Here is a 21,260-nt window from a genome sequence, read left to right as displayed (position 1 = left end):
AATTATGATTTCAAACAGCTAAACAGTAAATTTCTTACCCAGTGAACGACATTTTTTCGCTTATAATTGAGCCGATAAAAAAGCAAAGTAATATTTACTCACTTGCTTGTTCGGGTTCATCATCGTTCTGTGGCAACGGCCAGCCACCTAGTGCTTGCCACTTATTGACGATATAACAAAATAGCTCGGCGGTGCGTTCGGTATCGTACAGCGCGCTGTGGGCTTGGCTATTATCAAACTCAATGCCAGCTGTGCGACATGCTTTAGCTAATACCGTTTGGCCTAATGCTAATCCCGCTAAAGAAGTGGTATCAAAGCTCACAAAAGGGTGAAATGGCGTACGTTTAATTTTATTGCGCTCAATGGCGGCGTTTAAAAAGCCATGGTCAAATGCGGCATTGTGCGCGACCACCACAGAGCGGGTACAACCTGCTGCTTTTTGTGCCTTTCTGACTGCTTTACAGATTTCTTTGATGGCATCGCCTTCGGCCACAGCGCCACGCAGTGGAGAGTGCGGATCAATACCATTAAACTCGATAGCAGATTGTTCTATATTGGCGCCCTCGAACGGCTCAACATGAAAGTGTACGGTCTGATCTAAACTGAGAATGCCATTGTCGTCCATTTTTAACATAGTGACGGCAATTTCGAGTAAAGCGTCGGTATCTTTATTAAAGCCTGCGGTTTCCACGTCGATAACTACAGGAAAGAAGCCGCGGAAGCGTTTTGAAAATAGCGTTTGCTCAGTATCAGACATAATCTTCTTGGTTTATGAAATTGAGCGGCCTATTATACTGATACGCCGCCAAGATGCGAGGGCTGGCTAAATTGCTTTTGGTATATTTATTGCTTCGAATATGCGGTAAATGGCTTTAACAATAGCAGTCATCAAGCTAGCGTCGCTGTGCGGCTATAAACGTAGTGGAGTATCAAGTGAGAATGTTCAAATTATCAATAGTTTGGCTTGGCGTATTGGCATCAGGGGTCAGTATCAATGCCGATGCCGCGATGCGGCAATATGCTGCCGATGCTGATACTTCGCACTGGAATGTCGATAAAACCAGCCGCTTAAGTTGCGCTCTCAACCACGAAGTGCCTTATTACGGCGAGGCGATATTCTCAGCTAATGCCAGTAAAAATAAAAACCTCACGTTTAACCTCGACATGATGATCCGCCCTGAGACGTACGATTTTGCCGGCCTTGAGTCGGTTCCGCCGGCGTGGCGAGCGGGCAAGCCAGCACGTAAAATTGGCCAAATGAAACTACTGAAAAAGTTTGATGGGGAACTGACCAACGACGTGGCTTGGGAGTTACTAAGTGAGCTGGAGAAAGGCTTTTTTCCGACGTTTTATTACCAAGATTGGCAAAACGATGTTGACCGCATTGCGGTGTCTTTGTCGTCGGTGAATTTTAAACAGGCCTATTGGGCCTTTTTACAGTGCCGCGATAACTTGCTACCGTTTAGCTTTGAAGACATCGCCTTTACCGTGATGAATTATAAAAAGAACTCCAGTGAGCTGACGAAGTCGTCACGTAAACGCCTCGATATGATTGGCGAATACCTCAATAACGATCCTAATATTGAACAAATTTATATCTCGGCGTACAGCGACAGCTATGGCGGTCGTAATAGCAACTTGGTATTGTCAAAAAAGCGGGCTGAAGCCATTAAAGCGTATATGGCAGAGCTTGGCGTTGCAGAAAACAAAATCATCACCGATGGCTTTGGCGAAAAACGCCATATTGCCACCAATGAAAACGCCATTGGTCGCGGCAAAAACCGTCGCGTAGTGATCCAAATATCGAAGCCTTAACAATGAAAAAAACCACGGCTGAGTTCAACTCATTCAGCGAGTTTTACCCTTACTACCTTGCTGAGCATAAAAATAAAACCTGTCGGCGATTGCATTTTATCGGTTCTACCTTGGTGCTGGCCATTTTATTGTACGCCTTGCTGACACAGCAATGGCAACTGCTTTGGCTGTTACCGCTGGCAGGTTACGGTTTTGCTTGGCTGGGACACTTTTTCTTTGAAAAAAATAAACCGGCCACCTTCAAGCACCCGTTTTATAGTCTCTGGGGAGACTGGGTGATGTATAAAGACATACTCCGTGGCAAAGTGCCTTGGTAACAAGGGATTTAACGTATTTTTATGGCAGTAAAAAGGCTTGCAATGGCGCTGTTTTGTCTCATGCTGGTTGCTTGTCAGCATGTTGGTGCGGCTTCGCGAACTCTAGCGCAATTTAGCCCTGCAAACAGCCAATGCTACGATCGCACAACCCAGTCCCATCATTTTGTGGTCGATGCTCATCATCATTTTAAGCCATTTTGGGGCCAAGCGGTGGCCTTTGACAAGCTCGTCGATTGGGCGGCTAACAGTGGCGTATTGTTCGTCAATATCTATGGCATAGGGCAAACCTATCAGCGCAAGCCGAACTGTGTGGGAGAGCGCGGTTGTTATAGTAATATAATCGCGCCTACGCTCGAGAACGACCGTAAAAATGCAGCGCAATACTTAGCCTATGATGGCAATAAAGTGCATCTTACTTTATCCATGACCTTTGCCGATTTGAATCGGCCCGCGACCATTTTACCCACGATGCAAGCATTGCAAGAGCAATACGGTGATATTTTCAGCTGGATGGGCGAGGTTAACATGGTTAAAGCCGCGCAATTCGACAATGGCCATCAAGCGGTGAGCTTGGCGACCATTGCCCAGTGGCAGCCGTTTATGGCAGCGCTTAGAGAGCAAAATATCCCATTAGCCATTCATGCCGATTTAGGGGATAACCAGCAACCTTTACGTTACTTACCACTGCTGCAAGCGATGTTAGCCCACTATCCAGAGAACGACATCATTTGGATGCACATGGGTCTCTCAAAGGAGTTGAGCGATATTTCGCCGCAGTTACACATTGAAACACTCACTCAATTATTTCAGCAATACCCGAAATTTAAAGCTGATTTATCGTGGCGGATCTTATATGACTTTTACTTCCGTGAGCCACAGGTTGCCAAGCAGTATGTTGAGTTACTGAATCGCTATCCTGAGCGTTTTTTACCAGGCAGCGACTTTGTCGCCAGTAGTAATAAGCGTTTACATGATTACCGCGAGGAAGTGGCCGTTAATAGCCACTTATTTAAGGTGGTAAACGATGTTGCGTTTCGTCGCATTGCGCTGGGGCAAAACTACTTTGACTTATTGTCGCTGCCTTATAAAGCGCCGCAGATCTGCACTACAGCGGCTCCTTAAGCATCGCCAGCACATCATCCACATTCAATTTTAAGGCCTTGTCGGTGTCTGCTAATAACTGCTCTGCGAGATCTTTTTTGTGTTGATGCAGCGCGACGATTTGCTCCTCAATGGTGCCTTTTGCGATTAAGCGGTAAATGGTCACAGGGCGTTGCTGGCCGATGCGGTGAGCTCTATCTGAGGCTTGCGCTTCAACTGCCGGGTTCCACCATGGATCCATATGGATCACATAATCGGCGGCGGTGAGGTTTAAGCCAGAGCCGCCAGCTTTTAAACTGATCAAAAACACGTCGCCTTGGCCTTTTTGGAAAGCGTTTACCGCTTGTTGCCGCGCTGGGCTTGGGGTGCTGCCATCAAGGTATTGATAACCTATCCCAAGTTGCTCTAAGTGACGTTTAATGAGCTGCAAATGGCCCACAAACTGACTAAAAATAAGAGCTTTATGGTTGTTTTGCTGCAGCTCTACTAGCAGCTCACTGAGGGCTGCTAGCTTGGCGCTGCTGAGTTGGCTTTCGGCCATTAATAGTTTCGGGTGACAACAGGCCTGGCGCAAGCGAGTCAAGGCAGCGAGCATTTTAAAGCGCTGCTCATTGGCACTGTCGTGTTCACTGGCGGCGGCCAACTCATCAATGGCATTTTGTCGCAGCGCCTCGTAAAACGCTTGCTCTTCCTCGCTGAGCTGAACCGGGACATTGATCTCGGTGCGTGGTGGCAACTCGGTGAGCACTTGATGTTTCATGCGGCGCAGAATAAATGGCTGGATCAATTGCTTAAGGCCTTTTCGGGCGCGGTGGGCCGCTAATCTGTCTTCTTCTACGTTTTCAATGGGTTGTGAGAATTTTTCGGCAAAGCGTTTGAGGTTACCTAATAGCCCTGGGTTCACAAAGCGAAACAACGACCACAGCTCGGTAAGGTTGTTTTCGATGGGGGTGCCTGTGGTGATCATTTTAAATTGGCCCTTAAGTGCGCAGGCGGCTTGTGAGCGTTTCGCCATGGGGTTTTTTAACGCTTGGGCTTCATCGGCGACTATGGTTGCAAAGGTAATGGGCTTTAACAGTTCCACTTCGCGTTGCAATAAGCCGTAGCTAATAATGACGCAATCTAACGGCGCTAGCTGCGCTAACATCTCTGCCCGTTCACTGGCAGTGGCGTAGTCCGCGAAACGTTTAATAGTGAGTGTAGGAGCAAATTTTTGTATTTCTTGTTGCCAGTTAAAGCACACCGATGTCGGGGCAATGATAAGGCTTGGCCCGGCCTCTGCCCGGGCTAACACCACGGCCAAGGCTTGCAGTGTTTTACCCAGTCCCATGTCATCGGCAAGGCACGCTCCAGCCCCCCAATGCGCCAAACGCATGGCCCAATCAAATCCAGCGTGCTGGTAGTCACGCAATTGCGCTTGTAAGGTGCTTGGCAAGGCGGGTGTTAAGCTGCTGGCTTGCTGCATTTTTTCACTTTGTTGCTGCCAAGCCGGTATGGTTTTCATTCGCATACCGGTGGTGGCTTCGCTGACGATGGGGCTGGCTAAAGGATGAAACTGCCCATGATCAGTGGCATGATTAAGCATATCCAGCTGCTGCTTTAATTCACTCGATAAGGCAATCACTTGCTCGCCATCTAGCGCAATAAAGCGGCCGTTACTGGTTGCCACCATTTTTAACAGTGACTTCAGCTCAAGCACCTCACCATCATCCACATTAAGCTCTCCGGTCATATCAAACCATTGATTCTTTTTGGTCATTGCCAATTGTAGGTGTTGGCTCTCTAGCTTTTTGCTGAGCTTTACCTTTTTTCCCTTGGGCCAGCGCAGCTTTAATGCCATCGGGCAGGGGTCTTGTTGCACCAGCTGCTCAAGCTCTTGCAGTACTTCTAAGGCCTCTTCCATTTGTGACAAGCTCAGACGGTTATCGGTCATTTGCAAAAATAGTGGGCAATACTGGTCAAGTTGGTCCAGGCGCTGTTGCTCTGTAATTAAATCTCGTGTCGTTGATAAGCGCCGGCCGGCAATGTCGGCGCTTACGGTTGCGGCGCCAATCCCAGGTTGAAATATCGGCCCTTGGTCGCCAAAGGGCATGACCACACAATGGAAATCGAGACCTTGATGATAGGGTTGGATGTTTATCACTAACTGACTGTCGGCAGTGATGCTGTCTAGGCCAGTATCAATGCCGGGAATATCCGATTGCACATTTAAATAAGGTGCAATGGCAGTGATACTTTGCAGCACTTTTTGTTTCGCGCTGACCGGCACCGTTAACCCCGACTCACCAATCACCTCAGCCACTTGCATATGTGACGGGTTAAAAATAATAAACTCATAAACGTGAGGCGCCGTCTGCACTAAGGAGTAAGTTTGTTTCGCGGCAAAAAAACTGGGCAAATGGGGGATAGTCAACAATAACTCATCGCCTTGTTGGCGAATAAGTAGCTCCGGTGAGCGCGCCTTAATGGCAATGGTGGTGGTTAAGTCTTCTTCATGATAAATATTATCGGCCCCAACCGCAGCTTTTAATGCAGGGATCCCTGCTAGGCAATAGTCAGCGCGGCCATGGTAACCATAGCCAGACTGCGCAGTAATGGCATCGAGAAGCTTTTTATCACTGGCCGACAAAAACGGAAACTGCTCGGGGTGCTCTTTGAGTTGTTTAAGGGCTAGGGTTTTGCCTTTGCCCCAGCCATTTTTGCCGCGTTTTTGCAGCCGTGGCTGTAACTCAACCTCAAAGCGACCCTGCCGCATTTGCCACACTATGCGCTGCTCTGCGTCCACAGGCGCTGTGCCTTGGGCTTGTGGCTGTAATGCAATGAGTTTGTCGAGGGCAAGATCCCAGGGGGATTTTTTGGCGACTAACTGTGTCATATCAAACTGGCTTTGCGCATTCAGTGAGTGACTTTGCCCTTGTAACTTGGCTAACAGCTGCATCGCCAAAGTGGCAAACAGAGTCAATCCCATTTCGTTAAAGCTAAGCTGGCAGCGCTCTAGGGCATCAATGTGCTCAGCGCCAAGCTGTTTATCGCACCAGTAGTGAGCATAAGCATTAATTAACTGCCCAAGCATATAATCAAAGCGGTGGGAATTGGCCAAACTGCTGTAGTTGAGGTGGCTACTTTGGTAGCTGTGACTCTGCGATAGACTTTCGCTGCAATAGAGTAAAACATTATTGACGTAAAAGTTACTGTATGGCTCTTTGCTGTCTTGGCTTTGGTACTCTAGCTGTTGCTGTAGCACCTCAAACTGACTGGCGTCACTGTTATTGGCCTGCTGCAATAACGCCAGTTTGTGAATAACCCCCAATGTTCTGCCCAAATACTGCTTCTTGCGTTTGCTGATTTTATCCTTAGCTTTAATGGCCTTATCGAATAGCGATAGGGCATTATCGTCGCCGTTAAAAAATGCACAGCTTGCTTGTAGCTGGAGGTTATAACTGCTGTCACTTTGCTGGCATAGCCGCTGGGCTTGCTGCAGCTGGCCTTGGTAGAGACGATGCTCCGCCAATAACGAAGATAACAAAGCATTATCTTGTTGCTGCTCTACTTGGCCTAAGCAAGTAATGGCGTGTTCTAGGTTTTCACCGCTTTGTTTTAAGCTGTATAGCAGCGTGGCAAACGCTTGATACTGAATGTCTGCTGCTAGAGTGATAAAGTCATCAACGTGAAACGGATAAAAATACAATGGCAGCAGGGCTTGGTTACTTTTATAGCAAACCTGCTGTGGGTTTTTGTTGATGGCCATGTGCGGGCGCGCCTTGGCCAGTTGATTCAGTAATAAAAAGTCCCTTAACAGCCGCTGTTCATCACTGTACTGGCGTTCCCACTCGTAGGCATTGAGTACCGGTGCTATCTCTTCAGCCACATTAAGAATGGCAAGAAACAGATCGTTTTGCAGAGCTTGCTGGCTTAACAAAGTGGCCAGTTTTAAGTTGATCTGCACGCCTTCTTCGTTGAAGGTCACCATTTCAGCCGCCCGCCAGCTCATGATTTGACTGTGGGATACTCCGTTAGCAAAACCGCTATTTGCGATTAACCCTTGGCTTTCTAAGCGCTGCAATAAGCGTTTAAGTTTTATAGCCGATATGGGTTTGTAGACCACAGCTAATACCAGCAACAGCTGCTGCTCGGCCTCAGGTAAGCTAAGATAATACTGATGTAGCGAATTGATTTTGTTATTGGTGCTAGACGAGAAGTCAAATTTCATGGGCAGTATTGCTGGCTTGCTGTTGGACATGGAAAACTACCATAAAATCAGCGTTGCTGCCATTCGAAGTGGTGCAGAGAGTGTGCAGGAGCACGGGGCTCCTGCACACAGGGTAACGCGGTTTAACCCAGCATATTGTAGAGCAAGGCTGATACCGCTAATAGACCAACAATCAGCACAAAATAAGTGCCTAAATGGCCTTTGTACTGTTTGAGTGCGGGTACTTTAAACACGGCAATGGTGGGCATGATAAATAAAATCATGGCGATGATTGGCCCAGAAATGGCGCCCATCATATCTAAAATACTTGGGTTAACTACGGCACATGCCCAAATGGCCACAAACATGAAAGCAATGCCAAGTTTGTCGGCGGCGGCTAATGACAGCTTAGTCTGTTTGGTGGCTAGGCCATTGAAGCTCTCACGGGCACCTAAAAAGTGACCTAAGAAGGACGAAGTAATGGCAATAAAGGCAACTAATGGCCCAAGGGTGGCAATAAATGGATTATTGTAGACATTGGCCAAGTACGACAACACTGACACGTTGGCGTCTTTTGCGGCATTCATTTGCTCAGGCGTAAGCGATAGCACACACGAGAATACAAACAGTAATACAAATAAAATCAGCATCATGGAAGTATTGCGCAAAATGGCTTCTGATTTTACTACTGCCTCACTTTTGTAGTGACGACGTTGGACGTTAGCAAAACTAGAAATTGCTGCGGCATGACTAAATGAGAACACCACAATCGGTACCGATAACCACAGCAGCTCTGTTAATTGCCTGGCATCAGGTGTAGTGATAGTGGGCATTTGCCAGTTCGGTACTAGGTAAAGTGATAAAAACAGTAATACCGCCACCAAAGGGTACACTAATACGGCAAAAGCGCGCAGCAGCAGTTTTTCACCGCCAAGCATAATGGCAATCATACCGGCCACTAAAATGCCCGATAACACCACTCGAGGTGGCGAGCTTAGATCTAATTGGTTAACGATAAAGCTGTCTACGGTATTGGTTAAACCAACACCATAAATGAGCAAGATTGGGAAAATAGAAAAGAAGTACAGCAGCGAAATGAGTCGTCCTGCGGTGGCGCCAAAGTGCTCTTCTACGACATCGGTAAAGTCGGCATCATCGCGCTTTGAAGACAGCACAAAACGGGCCAAACCGCGGTGCGCTAAATAAGTCATTGGAAATGCCAGCAGCGTCATGATGATCAATGGCCAAAAGCCACCAATACCAATATTAATCGGCAAAAATAGAATACCGGCACCCACTGCGGTACCAAATAAGCTCAACACCCAATGGGTGTCATGCTTAGTCCAGCTGCTGGTGCTGCTGGGGATCTCCATCGTTGCTTGTGAAGGGTTACTCATATACTTGTTGTCCTGGATTTTGAATTATAATCGGGCGCATCATATAAAAAATGACTAAATGTTGCATGTATAAACGGTCTACTCCGAGCAGTTATGCGATGAAATGTAATTATTTGGTTGAAAGTTGCGCGAGTGTGGCTGGATTTTAAACAGCTTGGCTATAGCCGGAGATTGTTGAGCTTTTGTTTGGCTGTAAAGGTTATCAAGGGAAATGTTTTTAAATGTTACGCTCAGTGCGCATTTGCTGGTAGCGCTGAGAGAATGCCATTATGCTGTGCTGCAAATATAAATAAAACAACGAACTGGTTGAAGTATGTTTAAGTTAAATGCTTTTTTATTAGCGAGCTCTGTATTCGCTAGCTGCGCAGCCAATGCCACTATTGTGGAGTTTCAAACCACCCATGGTAGCTTTCAAGTTAATCTATTCGACGAGTCTACCCCGCAGACTGTCGATAATTTCTTGCAATACGTGCAACAAGAGAGATACAAAGAGAGTGTTATCCATCGCGTTATTCCTGAGTTTGTGGTGCAAGCGGGTGGCTTTAAATACGATGGCGAGATCCCATTGACACCCATTGAAACCTTTGACCCCGTTGCCAATGAGCCAAAGTGGTCAAATGTAGCTGGCACGATTGCCATGGCAAAGGTAGAAGGTCGCCCTGATAGCGCCACCAGCCAATGGTTCTTTAATCTCGTTGACAACAGCGCGAATTTAGATGTCAGCAATGGCGGCTTTACTGTGTTTGGCCAAATAATGGGTGATGGCATGGCGGTGTTAGAGGCAATTTCAGAGGTGCCACGATGTGGCAATGTGCCGCTGGTCGATTATACTGATGAGCAGTGTAAAGACAGCAGCAGCGAACCTGGCGCTGCGAATTTTGTCACCATCAACAGCGTGGTAATTATTGATGATGCGGCCAATACCGCGCAAGATTTAGATCCAGTGGCCAATACCTTAATCGATCAACAACCTGATCCGGATGACAATGATAACAGTAATAATGATGCTGGTTCATCGGGTGGTTCTATGTTTGGTACGCTGGCGTTATTAGCTGGTTTATTAGGCTTTAGACGCAGAAAAGTCTGGTGCTAACAGTCCCTAGTTAACCTGTTATTCGGGTTAATAACTTGAAAGCGCACTTCGGTGCGCTTTTTTTATGTCAATTCTGATTCGACAGCAGGGGGGCGAGCGCTTGCTGCCAAAGGTCTAATTGCTGTACTTGTTAGCTAACTAAGATTATTATTCTGAGTCGCCAAACATCCCAAGTGCTTTGTTCGTAAGGGTATAATGACTAGGTTGAACTTGTTCAATTAAGCCTTGGCTGAGGTGGGTGTTAATGACGTCTTCGAAGTGATCTTGTTGGGTGTGAGGAATGGCTAAGGATTGCTCACTGAGCTCACAGGGTTGGGGAAAGTTTGCTTTAAGCTTCGAAAGCAGCATGATCGAATACATGTTCTGTAATCGTTCCATTGCTGAATCCTCTTGTTAGTGTCAAAACTCAGGGCCTAGCCTAACAACCAAATTTCAAGCAGTCTACTTTTTAATCAGGGTTTTTTGGGAAAAAGACTGAGCTCGATGTATTTTGCTAATCGCAACAATGGTTTGGTAGCAGCGCACGGACTCGCTGCCACCAAACGCTAAGGCTTACAACTGTTCAGCTTCTTTTTTCGCTAAATACTCGTCGTAAGTACCTTGGAAGTCGATGATTTTGCCGTCTTTGATTTCCCAAATACGAGTTGCAAGGGATGAAACAAACTGGCGGTCATGAGAAACGAAGAACAAGGTGCCTTCAAACTGCTCAAGCGCTAAGTTTAACGACTCGATGGATTCCATGTCCATGTGGTTGGTTGGCTCATCCATCAGCAGAATATTGGGTTTGTGCATCATGATTTTACCAAACAGCATGCGGCCTTGTTCACCACCTGAGATGACCTTAACTGACTTTTTAATGTCGTTTTGTGAGAACAGCATGCGACCAAGGAAGCCGCGTACCACTTGTTCATCGTCGCCCGGTTGTTGCCACTGTTCCATCCATTTAAACAAGTCCATGTCTTGCTCAAATTCATCAGCATGGTCCTGAGCGTAGTAACCAATGTTGGCATTTTCTGACCACTTATAGTGACCGGCTTGTGGGTCTTTGCGTCCAGCTAGGGTGTTCAGTAGGGTGGTTTTACCCACGCCATTTTCACCGATGATAGCGACTTTTTCACCAACTTCGACCAAGGCATTTAAGTTATTGAATAAGGTCTCGTCATAGCCTTGTGATAAGGCGTCAATTTCGAGGGCATTTCGAAACAACGGCTTTTCTTGCTCAAAGCGAATAAATGGGTTTTGGCGGCTTGACGCTTTGACTTCATTTAGCTGAATTTTGTCAATTTGCTTAGCCCGTGAGGTGGCTTGTTTGGCTTTCGAAGCGTTGGCTGAGAAGCGCGACACAAATTGTTGTAACTCGGCGATTTGTGCTTTTTTCTTGGCGTTGTCTGCTAATAAGCGTTCACGCGCTTGCGTGGCAGCAAACATGTATTCATCATAGTTACCAGGGTAAACATTCAGCTCACCGTAATCGATATCCGCCATGTGGGTACAAACTGAGTTTAAGAAGTGACGGTCGTGGGAAATAATGATCATGGTGCAGTCGCGCTGATTAAGCACATCTTCTAACCATTTGATGGTGTAAATGTCCAAGTTGTTGGTCGGTTCGTCCAGAAGCATGATATCAGGCTCGGCAAACAGGACCTGAGCGAGCAGCACACGTAGCTTCCAACCTGGGGCGATTTCAGACATAGGGCCAAAGTGTTGCTCGGTTGGAATACCCACACCGAGCAGTAATTCACCGGCTTTTGCTTCTGCTGAATAACCATCCATTTCGGCAAACTGAGTTTCTAAGTCGGCTACTTTCATGCCTTCTTCTTCGCTCATTTCAGGCAATGAGTAAATGCGGTCACGCTCTTGTTTCACTTCCCACAGCTCACTGTGGCCCATGATCACGGTATCAACCACTGAGTACTGCTCATAAGCAAACTGATCCTGGTTAAGCTTAGCAATGCGCTCATTGGGGTCGTAGTTGACGTTACCGGCGCTGGGCTCGAGCTCTTTGCTCAAGATCTTCATAAAGGTGGATTTACCACAGCCATTAGCACCAATCAGACCATAACGGTTGCCATCTCCAAACTTAACAGAGATATTTTCAAACAAGGGTTTGGCACCAAACTGCATGGTGATGTTATTACACGAAAGCATAAATTCGACTCATTACTGAAAATTGCCGCGATCCTAACATTTATGCAGAATAAATGATGTAAAAATTGCCGTTCTTTTAGCGCGATTTTGCACTGCAAAATGAGCTTAAATTAGGTCTTTAGCGGTGGTGTTATTTACATTGATTTATAAATTTCAGCGATTTTAGTTGCTAACCGCGTCAATGTTAGGTGATATTATCACGCTTAAATAAAATAATAACATTCGTTTTAGCCACTGCTGTTGCTCAACAACCTGCCATCATCCGCATTACAGCTGGTAAAGACGAACAATTAATAATAGGAAGGGAATATGCGTATTAAAGCTATCTCCATGGCCATGGTGTTGGCCTGTTCATCGTTTGTTAGTGCTGATGAGGGGATGTGGCAGCCACACCAATTACCTCAGCTTGAGTCGGTACTCAAAGCAAAAGGCTTGGAAATCGATCCTGAGTCTATTTCTAAACTGACCGAGTTCCCAATGAATGCGGTAATTAGCCTCGGTGGCTGTACCGCTTCTTTTGTTTCGCCCAAAGGCCTGGTGGTGACTAACCATCACTGTGCATATGGGTCTATTCAGTACAACTCAACCACTGAAAACAACATCTTAGAAAATGGTTTTCTAGCTAAAACTGCGAGTGAAGATTTACCGGCGGCACCTGGCTCACGTATTTATGTCACCAATGAGGTCAATAACGTCACTGAGCAAGTTAATGAGGGGACGGCCTCACTAGCGGGCAAAGCGCGTTTTGACGCCATTGATAGCAAGCGCAAGGCCTTAGTTTCTGAATGTGAGCAAGATGAGCGCTATCGCTGTAACGTTTATACATTTCATGGCGGGTTAGAATATTACCTAATTAAATCATTGGAAATAAAAGACGTGCGCTTAGCGTACACACCAGCGATGGGCGTAGGTAAATATGGTGGCGATATCGATAACTGGATGTGGCCACGTCACACCGGTGATTTTGCTTTTTACCGTGCTTATGTCGGTAAAGATGGTCAGCCTGCTGAATACGCTGAAGACAATGTCCCTTATTCACCCGAGTCATTTTTAAGTGTTAGCGCGAAGGGCGTGCAAGAAGGGGACTTTGTCATGGTGACAGGCTACCCAGGTCGTACTAACCGTTACCGCATCGCTTCTGAAGTCGATTATGTGTTCAATACGGTTTACCCCATGGTGCGCAAGCATAACAGCAAGTATGTTGCCTTGATTGAAGAAAATGCACCACAGGGCTCGCAAGCTCGTATTGCTTATGAAAGCACCATTGCCGGTTATAATAACTACATTAAAAACTTTGGCTCGATGATTGAAAGCTTCCAAAAAGGCGATATGTTTGAGCGTAAAAAGCAGTTTGAACAAGACTTGTTGGCTTGGATTAATGCCGATAAAACACGGCAACAAAAGTACGGTGAGGTGTTAGCACAGCTGCGTGAGCTGGTTGCTGAGTCGCAGCAGCACGACAAGCGCGATATGATGGTGGGCTATATTCACCGTTCGCAGATGGTGTCTTCTGCACGAATGCTTTACCGTTTAGCCGTGGAAAAACAAAAACCAGATGCTGAACGCGAAAGTGGTTATCAAACTCGAGACCTACCGAAAATTGAAGCACGCTTAAAGCGTATGTCACGCCGTTATGATGAAGCCGTAGATAAAGCCATTATGTTGCACTTTATTGAGCAATATGCTGCTTTACCTGAATCGGAACGGTTAGCTGAAGTGGACAAGCAACTGCAGCTTGAAAATGGTTTTAATAAAGCACAGCAGCAAGCATTACTGGATGAAATGTACGCCAACTCCAAGCTTGCGGATGAAAAAGCACGCCTTTGGATGATGGATGTTGAGCTTGAACAATTAAACCAAAGTGCCGATCCCTTTATTCAATACGCTAAGGCAGTATATCCTGTTATGAAGCGCATTGAAGACCAAGAAAAGGAACTGGCTGGTAAGCAACAATCGGCACGTCCAGCGTTAATGGAAGCCATCATCGCCTTTAATAAGTCGCAAGACAAACCCGTGTATGCTGATGCCAATAGCACTTTGCGTGTGACCTACGGTACCGTGCAGGGTTACTCGCCGCAAGATGGCATGCAGGCAACGCCATTTACTTCTTTAGAGGGCTTGCTGGCAAAAAATACCGACGCTGAGCCATTTAATGCCCCGAAAAAGCAGCAACAACTTATTCGCAATAAAGAGTATGGCGAATACACCGGCGGCATGAACACAGTACCAGTTAACTTCCTATCGAATGTCGATACCACCGGCGGTAACTCCGGCTCTCCAACCCTTAATGGTAAAGCGGAGCTGGTCGGTTTATTGTTTGATGGCGTGTATGAAAGCATCATCGGCGACTGGGATTATGATAAAAATCTTAACCGCTCAATCCATGTGGACTCGCGCTATATGCTGTGGGTGATGGACAAAGTGGATAATGCCCAAAACTTGCTTGATGAAATGAACATTGTGAAATAATCAAAGTAAATTTGATTAGTCCAAAATGCCGACGACCCTGTCGGCATTTTTTTCAAGGGTGTGATCGCCTTTGTAGGTTGAGAGTCAAACGTTTACTTTAAAAGTGAGTAGGGCGAGATTTTCTGCCTTGCCATATCGACATAGCCAACACCACACAGCCAAATAGTATCAGCATGGTTGAACTTTCCGGCCCACTAATAGCTCCTAATTTAACGTTTATCCAAGCTGGGAAAAATATAGCAAACGGAACTGCTATAATGATAAAGCAAGCAAATAATAAATAGCTGGCTATGACACTAATGGCTGAACTACTTTGTTGGTTTTTCTTTTGCAGAAAGAAGTAAAGCTTAAATAGTGAAATGCAAGTTGATATATAAAGTATGATAATTGCTGTAAATAAAAGCATATTGATTGAAATTTTCCTATTTACCCTATTTAGTGAGGCGGATTAGGTGTTTTTTCCATTAAAATTGATGTTTCTAATATTTAATAGTGTCACTTCCCTGCTTATCGATAAGCAGAGAAATGACACTTGCAGCATAAAAGGTTGTTATTAGCATTGTTAAAATTGGTGTCGACTAATTAGAATTCTCCAGAATCGAGCTTTTAAATAATTTAATCAAATTTACTGCTGAGAAAGCTATCATTGCGATACAGGCCAACAATAAAATATAAATTCCATTGTCGACCCCGGCTTTTAAGTAAGCCATATCAGCCTCTTGAGGGTTATAGTAAACAGTTACTTTACTATTAGGTTTATATTGCTTTAGTAGTAAATCTCGCTCGGAACTATCAAGCATAACATTAGAGTTCGATATTTTATCTCCAACATAGAAATCTTGGCCCACTGAATAAGAGTATTCAATTTCAATAATGTACCGCTCTTGGTTATGGTCTATACGTTTAGCATTGCTAGCAATAACCTCACCCTCAGTAACCGGCCAACTTTTTATGGCAAGTCCATCTGAAACGATTATTCCTAGATAAAGGCCCCAAGCCAATGCACCTAAAAATATTAAGATAAAAAACGTTTTGCTTTTCTTCAAAAAACAATCTAACCTACTTATGTTGATGAATTAAAATAGTAATTTATTCATGATTTTAAACTATAGCTGTTTATCAGCCTTTTCTTCTATAAAAGTTTTCTACTATTTTTATAAAAGTAGCGTTTTTCTAGCCCCGACAAGCGAGGCTTTGGATTCAAATTATTTTCATCTACTTTTTACATGTTTTATTAAATAATAAAAGCCCGCTAAAAGAAAAATAAGAGCTATAGCTTTAAAGAACATCGATGTATATACTTGCGAAGAAGCTACATCTGCTTTGCTAAGTAATAGCTTGTTATTTACCTTAACCTCGTATAACTTAACGCAAGCGGCTTCTGGATTTTCAATACTAGAATTCTCCACTAAAACGCTAATATTACCTACTCTATTACTTGAGAGTGATAACTGTTCTTTTAGTTCTTCATTTATCCAAAATGACTCACAAATTTTTAACGCTACTCCCTTCTCAAGTTGAAAATTGGTACTGGTATCATCAATATTAAATTGACCATTAAGAAATACTAGGTCATTACGTTGTGGCACTTCCTTATATGGTGTAACTACTCCGAAAAGAACTAGCCCACCTAGAATTAAATAAAACAACGCTATAAACAAATTAATAATTTGAGCTTTATTCATAAGGTACTAGCACCCCTTATTTTTGGATTGAGTATCATAATCGGTGCAATTTTGATTGATAGTTGTATTACTATTATGTTCAGTAGCAGAGGCATTTCCGATCATTCCTGAAACTGCTGTTGCAACAGCTCCCACTTGTGGTCCCGCTATTGTTGCAACACTTCCCCCAACAGCACCATTGAAACCACCGTTTACAGTTGCATCAATCATTCCCTCTTTGGTTGGTAGCTGATCGTTAGCCATATTACCAACTATTTCACCTGTTGATCCTGAAACAGCGCCAGAAACAGTACCTCCTGCTACTGTACCAGCAGTTTTAATAGCATTAGCTTGTAACGCTTTAGTTGCAGCTCCTTTAATTCCATTTACTACCAGCGCCCCACTGCCACCTCCAGTTAAAGCACCTAAGCCAGCACCAACTGCGGTAGCGGCAACTAACGACTTACCTGACAAGCCTGCTTTTTTTGCTGCTTTATATGTACTATAACCACCAACGAAAAAGCCTACAGCTTGCAACAAAAACTTTCCGCTTGGGTCTACATTGTTAACAGGATCATTCCCAACATAAGCATACAGGTTCATCTGGTCTTCATAAGCCACAGGATCGGTTTGAAGGAAACGACCGAGCTTGGGATGATAAATTCGTGCTTTATAGTAATATAAATCGAGATTGTCTAAATAAACTTGGCCAGTGTAACCAAAGCGGCCAATGTTGTCTTTATCTGGGATCCCATAAGTATCATAGGAGAGGGTGCGCTCTTTATAACCGGTTAAATAGCTGGTGGCGATAATGCTGCCTTGGTGGTTCTGATAGTAGTATTTTCGGTTACTGATGGCGCCAGAGTCGTATCGCAGCAATGGTTCATCTGTGCCATCACTGTGCACATAGCGATTGGCGATTGCGCCATTGCTATTGTATTCCATCGCCAGATTATCGCCGTCGTACACAAATTCGCGTGTGATGCCGTTGACGGTATATTGGTACAGCCGGCCTTTGGGGTCGTATTTCAAAAGCGCAGTCACATCACCTGTCACTTTTGTTAGGCGGTTTTCGTGGTCGTAATAATAGCGCTTCGAGCCATCACTTTTGAGGTTACCTTTGTTGTCATAAGTGATTGTTTTACCGTTTACTTGAGTATATTGATTTAGGCCGTTGGCAATATAGTTGCCAGTTAAGTTGTCGTTGCCGCTGTAATGGTAAATGTCGTTTGATAAGCTGACCGTAGTGATTTGGTTTGCTTGGTTGCGGCTAAAGTCGGTTACCAAATCATACGTCTGGCCTTTTAAATCATGAGCTAGTGATTTTAAGCGACCAATGTCATCGAATTGATACAGGGTTTCGGTTGTGTTGTAGCCTAACCGAGTGGCCCTTGAACGCTGACCATTACTGCCATATGTGAGCCGGTAAACGGCCTTATTCGGCCCTTCTTTTACACCATTTAATCTATCTAAGCCGTCATAAGTTCTGGCAAAAGACTCGCCATCGGGGTAGGTGATGGTGACTTGATTGCCATTTTTGTCGTAGCTGTAGCTAAATGTTCGGGTATTACCGGTGAGGTTAATGGTGGTGCTAAGGCGTTCGCCAAAGCCGTTATAGCTGTTGCTGATCCCTTGCCCTGAGGCTGACCCAAAGCGCGCATAACGTTCTAAATCTTGATTGTTGTAGCCGTAATAAACGTCCTCAACTGTGCCTGGTAAGTCTTTTTTTGTGATGCGGTTCAAGGCGTCAAAGGTGTAGTTAATAATCGTGCCATCGCGTTGCCTAAGCTTCTTTTTGTTGTCGTTGGCATCATACCAATACTGCTGGTAGTCGCTGTTACTTGCTGTGCCGCGATCCGTTTTACTGGGATAATAAATATGAGTCAAGCGACCATAACCATCATATTGGAAATCGGTTAAATTGCCATTAGCATCTTTAACCGTATCTTTTAGTAAACCTGAGTAAGAATAGCTTTGATAGTTTTGCTGTAGTGGGGTGCCATAGGCTTTAATTACACGCAGTGGCAGGTTTTGGCTGTTGTATTCATACTTAGTCACTCTGTCCCAAACACTGTGTTGTGTATTTACCTTATGGTATCGCGCTACACAGGGATCTGGCGCCATAGTCGTCGACATATTAACCATTTTGCACTTTAACCGACCAAACTCATCATAGCTAAATTGAGTAATTTTTTTGATAGCGCCGTGGCGGTCTCTTTCTGTACTGGCAATGCGCATTTGTTGCTTATCATAGCGATACGTTTTACTGCGATGAACGCTGAAGTTATGCCAATCTTCGGGCTTTGTTTGGTAGCTTGGCCATGAAGCCAATTCACCCCATTGCTCTTTTTCTAGTAAGCCCGCGGAGTTGTAGCTTTTTCTTACGGCTTGAAAGTGAAGAGGGCCGCTATCGTCAGGATCAGGGTGAATGATCCCAGTGACTTGTCTGGCACTATTGTAGTGATACTCGGTCTTAAAAGCCGCAGGGCCCGCATTTGCTACGCTATTTAATGTCGTTGCCACAAACAGTGCGGTGAAAAACATTAATTTGTTCATAATTCAAATTCCATTTTGATGTTACTGACAACGGGTTAAGTTTGCTTTGGGTTTGATTTCGGCCACTTTGTTGCCGTAGATATCATAATCAAAGCAGGTCCTACGAGTTTCTCCTTTGCCGGTATCCGAGACAACAATACCGTGTACTAGTAAACCATCAGGCTTTGGCTGAGTAGAATATTCATACATGGTGATCACTTCGTCACCCGTTTCAGCACAGCCAAATTGGCCGCTATTACCGGTTTTACAAAAACTTTCTCGTTGCTTTACCCAAATACCTTGCTCTGGGGAGGGAAGTGGCGGGTTTTCATTGACGACATGCGCGTTTATTTGGCCGTAATAATAGCGATGCTCGGCGCGAACGCCATCGATTTCGGGCTTAAGTACTACTGCTATTTTGCCGTTCCTGCAATCATAACCATAGTAGGTCACATTACCATTGCGGTCTTTAATCCAGCTCGGCTTACCGCGCGTGCTCATGATGTTGCAATAGTTGTCATAGCCGGCAGTGTAAAACTGCGTTTCACCTTCTTTGTTAGTGCGAGTCGACTTAATAATGTTGCCATGGTCGTCATAGGTAAACGTCTCCGTCTTATCGCCATAGCGATAGAGCCCTTGTGAAACAGTACCTGGGCTACCATAGTTATACTGCACTGACGCGATTCGGCCATTGTCATCATAGATGCCTGAAATCCCTCTTACTTCATCTTGAAAGCCGACCATTTGCGATTGGCTATCATAAACGACCTTTAATATTGCGCCATTAGGGCCTTCTGACTGATTGTAGCTTCCACCATATTGGTGTTGTTGTGGATGGTAATTGTAGTGCCATGACGCGCCACGATATTTAGAGAGATACACTACCCCTAACTTAAACGTCCGACATTGCCGCTCTGTGCCTTGAAAAGTGCAGTGGTAAGTGTTGGTATACTGATATTCGCGCTCGGGCTGACCTTGGCTAGCGCTACTTGAAATGGTGGTTATGCGCAAATGGTTACGATCACTAGAGCAAGCTGTGCGGCCATCGCCGGAAGAACAAAACCGTTCATGGGTAAACGCTTTATAGGTCTGGTTGGCGAAAGTAATCGTTGTATCGCCGTCATTAAAAGGATCTACCCAAGAGAAGTTAACTTTTGGCCAGTCAAGGCTGAAGTCACAGTCGACTGCAAGTGGCGGACAGGCCTCATACTCACTAACAAATCCCCGAATTTGTATGGGCCTAGTCCATTGATAGTAGGCATATTTATCGCTGTTATAACTGGGTATACTGCTGCTGTTGAGTTGATACCGATATTGCAATTGGTATCCTGCGCTTGAGGTAACAGACTGAATACGATGAACGGTATTGCCGTCATAGCTTGCGTCTTTGAAGTTCACCTTTACGATTAAGCCACTGGGGTACTTTATCTGAGTTGCAACAGCCTGTTTGCGATACGTTTCTAATGCCACAATTGGCGGCTCATATTGGTAATGGATACGTGAGTCATAAGTCACTTCCACTCCTTGGCTATTAGTGTACTTCCAAATAAAGTCACTGTGCTTTTCGATCATGCCACCATTACGACCAATATAAGATTGTGTGGTCGCAGGGGCTTGAAAGCCCGACTCTGACAAAGAGCCAAAAGTTACGCGGACATCGGGCAGAGGCATATCTGAATGCTTAAAGTAGAGTGCCCCTGAAAAGTTATCGGCAAACAGTTTGAGGTTATTGGAATAAGAAAGTAAGCGGTGCTCAAGGGCAAACTCGCCACTGCCGATGCTCAAACTTGGCTCATTAATTGTAATATTCCCAGTGCTCAGATTAACCTGATTACTGTCGGTTAAGCTGTACTCTGGTGGTCCTGGGATGGCCATTTGAACTTGTGCATAAGCATTAGGTGCCATCAGTTGTATACCCCAGAGGCACAGTAGGTAAGTGAATAGTTTCATATGTAATCCTTTACAGTTATTGGTTGTATACCGTTACAGTCGCTTGTGATACCCCGCCATTATTATCGCTAATGGTGAAAGTAAAGTGTTGCTCTGGGTGTTTAAAACCAACGGCGGTAATTGTCAGGGTATGATCATCATTGATGGTGACGGAAAGGGTGCCCGAGGCATCGGTAGCACTAATTTGCAATGCATCACCATCTGGGTCACTATCATTGGCTAACACATCCAGTGTTTTGGGTGAGTAAAGGCCGTTTAGGGTAATGCTATCGTCCTGAGCATTAGGTGGTAAGTTGCTGTTATCGTCGGCGGCCGTGACTTTTTTACGGTTGCCTGCAGCATCGTATTGATAAGAACGATCACCATTTTTTGTATCCAGTGTTTTTGTGAGCCTCCCAAGTTCATCGTATTGGTATTCGGTATCAATGGGCGTCGCGTGCAAAGCCGTCGCAGACATACCCACAGTGAGGGTAAAAATACATTTCCTTAATTTCATCGCGCTTAACTTCCTAGTTAAACGGGCACTTTATACCAATCCGCATTAATACTTGCTCAATTTGAGGGAGTAAATTCGACGCTAAC

At 45.0% G+C, this 21,260-nt stretch carries 16 protein-coding genes; 5 read left to right on the top strand and 11 right to left on the bottom strand.

The features are described from left to right. Positions 1–94: 94 nt before the first annotated feature. Positions 95–757, bottom strand: coding sequence for a ribonuclease T (gene rnt, locus ACNKW2_RS12490; protein ID WP_419148877.1), 663 nt, complete (start codon positions 755–757; stop codon positions 95–97). 182 nt (positions 758–939) lie between these two features. On the opposite strand from rnt, the gene ACNKW2_RS12485 reads away from it, so the two are divergent. The 3 genes from ACNKW2_RS12485 to ACNKW2_RS12475 are packed head-to-tail and all read left to right on the top strand — an operon-like array spanning position 940 to position 3,254. Continuing rightward, positions 940–1,815 (top strand): flagellar protein MotY, encoded by an 876-nt coding sequence (locus ACNKW2_RS12485; RefSeq protein WP_419148876.1) that lies wholly within the window; start codon positions 940–942, stop codon positions 1,813–1,815. A gap of 2 nt (positions 1,816–1,817) precedes the next feature. Further along, a complete protein-coding gene (locus ACNKW2_RS12480; RefSeq protein ID WP_336566690.1) occupies positions 1,818–2,132 on the top strand; it encodes an Mpo1-like protein in 315 nt (104 codons plus the stop codon). 21 nt (positions 2,133–2,153) lie between these two features. Further along, a complete protein-coding gene (locus tag ACNKW2_RS12475; RefSeq protein WP_419148875.1) occupies positions 2,154–3,254 on the top strand; it encodes an amidohydrolase family protein in 1,101 nt (366 codons plus the stop codon). Here the strand turns inward: ACNKW2_RS12475 and ACNKW2_RS12470 are convergent. After that, positions 3,238–7,443 (bottom strand): DEAD/DEAH box helicase, encoded by a 4,206-nt coding sequence (locus ACNKW2_RS12470; RefSeq protein ID WP_419148915.1) that lies wholly within the window; start codon positions 7,441–7,443, stop codon positions 3,238–3,240. The genes ACNKW2_RS12475 and ACNKW2_RS12470 overlap by 17 nt on opposite strands. A 122-nt stretch (positions 7,444–7,565) precedes the next feature. Further along, positions 7,566–8,819, bottom strand: a complete 1,254-nt coding sequence (locus ACNKW2_RS12465; protein WP_419148874.1) for an aromatic amino acid transport family protein — start codon at positions 8,817–8,819, stop codon at positions 7,566–7,568. Positions 8,820–9,132: 313 nt separating this feature from the next. Here ACNKW2_RS12465 and ACNKW2_RS12460 point away from each other — a divergent pair, with 313 nt between their 5' ends. Then, a complete protein-coding gene (locus ACNKW2_RS12460; RefSeq protein ID WP_419148873.1) occupies positions 9,133–9,912 on the top strand; it encodes a peptidylprolyl isomerase in 780 nt (259 codons plus the stop codon). 147 nt (positions 9,913–10,059) lie between these two features. On the opposite strand, the gene ACNKW2_RS12455 is transcribed toward ACNKW2_RS12460, so the two are convergent. Both ACNKW2_RS12455 and ACNKW2_RS12450 read right to left on the bottom strand, forming a co-directional pair. Further along, positions 10,060–10,290 (bottom strand): hypothetical protein, encoded by a 231-nt coding sequence (locus tag ACNKW2_RS12455; RefSeq protein WP_336566686.1) that lies wholly within the window; start codon positions 10,288–10,290, stop codon positions 10,060–10,062. 174 nt (positions 10,291–10,464) lie between these two features. Continuing rightward, complete coding sequence (locus ACNKW2_RS12450) at positions 10,465–12,060, bottom strand: ABC-F family ATPase (RefSeq protein ID WP_419148872.1); 1,596 nt, start codon at positions 12,058–12,060, stop codon at positions 10,465–10,467. A 309-nt stretch (positions 12,061–12,369) separates the two neighbouring features. Here ACNKW2_RS12450 and ACNKW2_RS12445 point away from each other — a divergent pair, with 309 nt between their 5' ends. Then, entirely contained in the window at positions 12,370–14,529 is a 2,160-nt protein-coding gene (locus tag ACNKW2_RS12445; RefSeq protein ID WP_419148871.1) for a S46 family peptidase, read from the top strand. A 97-nt stretch (positions 14,530–14,626) separates the two neighbouring features. Here the strand turns inward: ACNKW2_RS12445 and ACNKW2_RS12440 are convergent, their stop codons facing one another. The 6 genes from ACNKW2_RS12440 to ACNKW2_RS12415 form a co-directional block, all read right to left on the bottom strand. Next, on the bottom strand, positions 14,627–14,935 hold the full coding sequence (locus tag ACNKW2_RS12440; RefSeq protein ID WP_419148870.1) for a hypothetical protein: 309 nt from the start codon (positions 14,933–14,935) through the stop codon (positions 14,627–14,629). 172 nt (positions 14,936–15,107) lie between these two features. Further along, the gene (locus ACNKW2_RS12435) at positions 15,108–15,575 is read right to left on the bottom strand and encodes a DUF3592 domain-containing protein (protein WP_419148869.1); all 468 of its coding nucleotides are present in this window, start codon (positions 15,573–15,575) and stop codon (positions 15,108–15,110) included. Between the two features lie 165 nt (positions 15,576–15,740). Continuing rightward, entirely contained in the window at positions 15,741–16,214 is a 474-nt protein-coding gene (locus tag ACNKW2_RS12430) for a hypothetical protein (protein ID WP_419148868.1), read from the bottom strand. 6 nt (positions 16,215–16,220) lie between these two features. Then, positions 16,221–18,749, bottom strand: coding sequence for an RHS repeat domain-containing protein (locus tag ACNKW2_RS12425; protein WP_419148867.1), 2,529 nt, complete (start codon positions 18,747–18,749; stop codon positions 16,221–16,223). 21 nt (positions 18,750–18,770) lie between these two features. Next, a complete protein-coding gene (locus ACNKW2_RS12420) occupies positions 18,771–20,678 on the bottom strand; it encodes an RHS repeat domain-containing protein (RefSeq protein ID WP_419148866.1) in 1,908 nt (635 codons plus the stop codon). Positions 20,679–20,694: 16 nt separating this feature from the next. Then, the gene (locus ACNKW2_RS12415; protein WP_419148865.1) at positions 20,695–21,174 is read right to left on the bottom strand and encodes an Ig-like domain-containing protein; all 480 of its coding nucleotides are present in this window, start codon (positions 21,172–21,174) and stop codon (positions 20,695–20,697) included. Between the last annotated feature and the right edge of the window lie 86 nt (positions 21,175–21,260).

The sequence above is a fragment of the Pseudoalteromonas 'SMAR' genome (assembly GCF_048515945.1).
Classification (GTDB): domain Bacteria; phylum Pseudomonadota; class Gammaproteobacteria; order Enterobacterales; family Alteromonadaceae; genus Pseudoalteromonas.
Note: the sequence above shows the minus strand (reverse complement) of the source record. Positions and strands in the feature narration are given on the sequence as shown.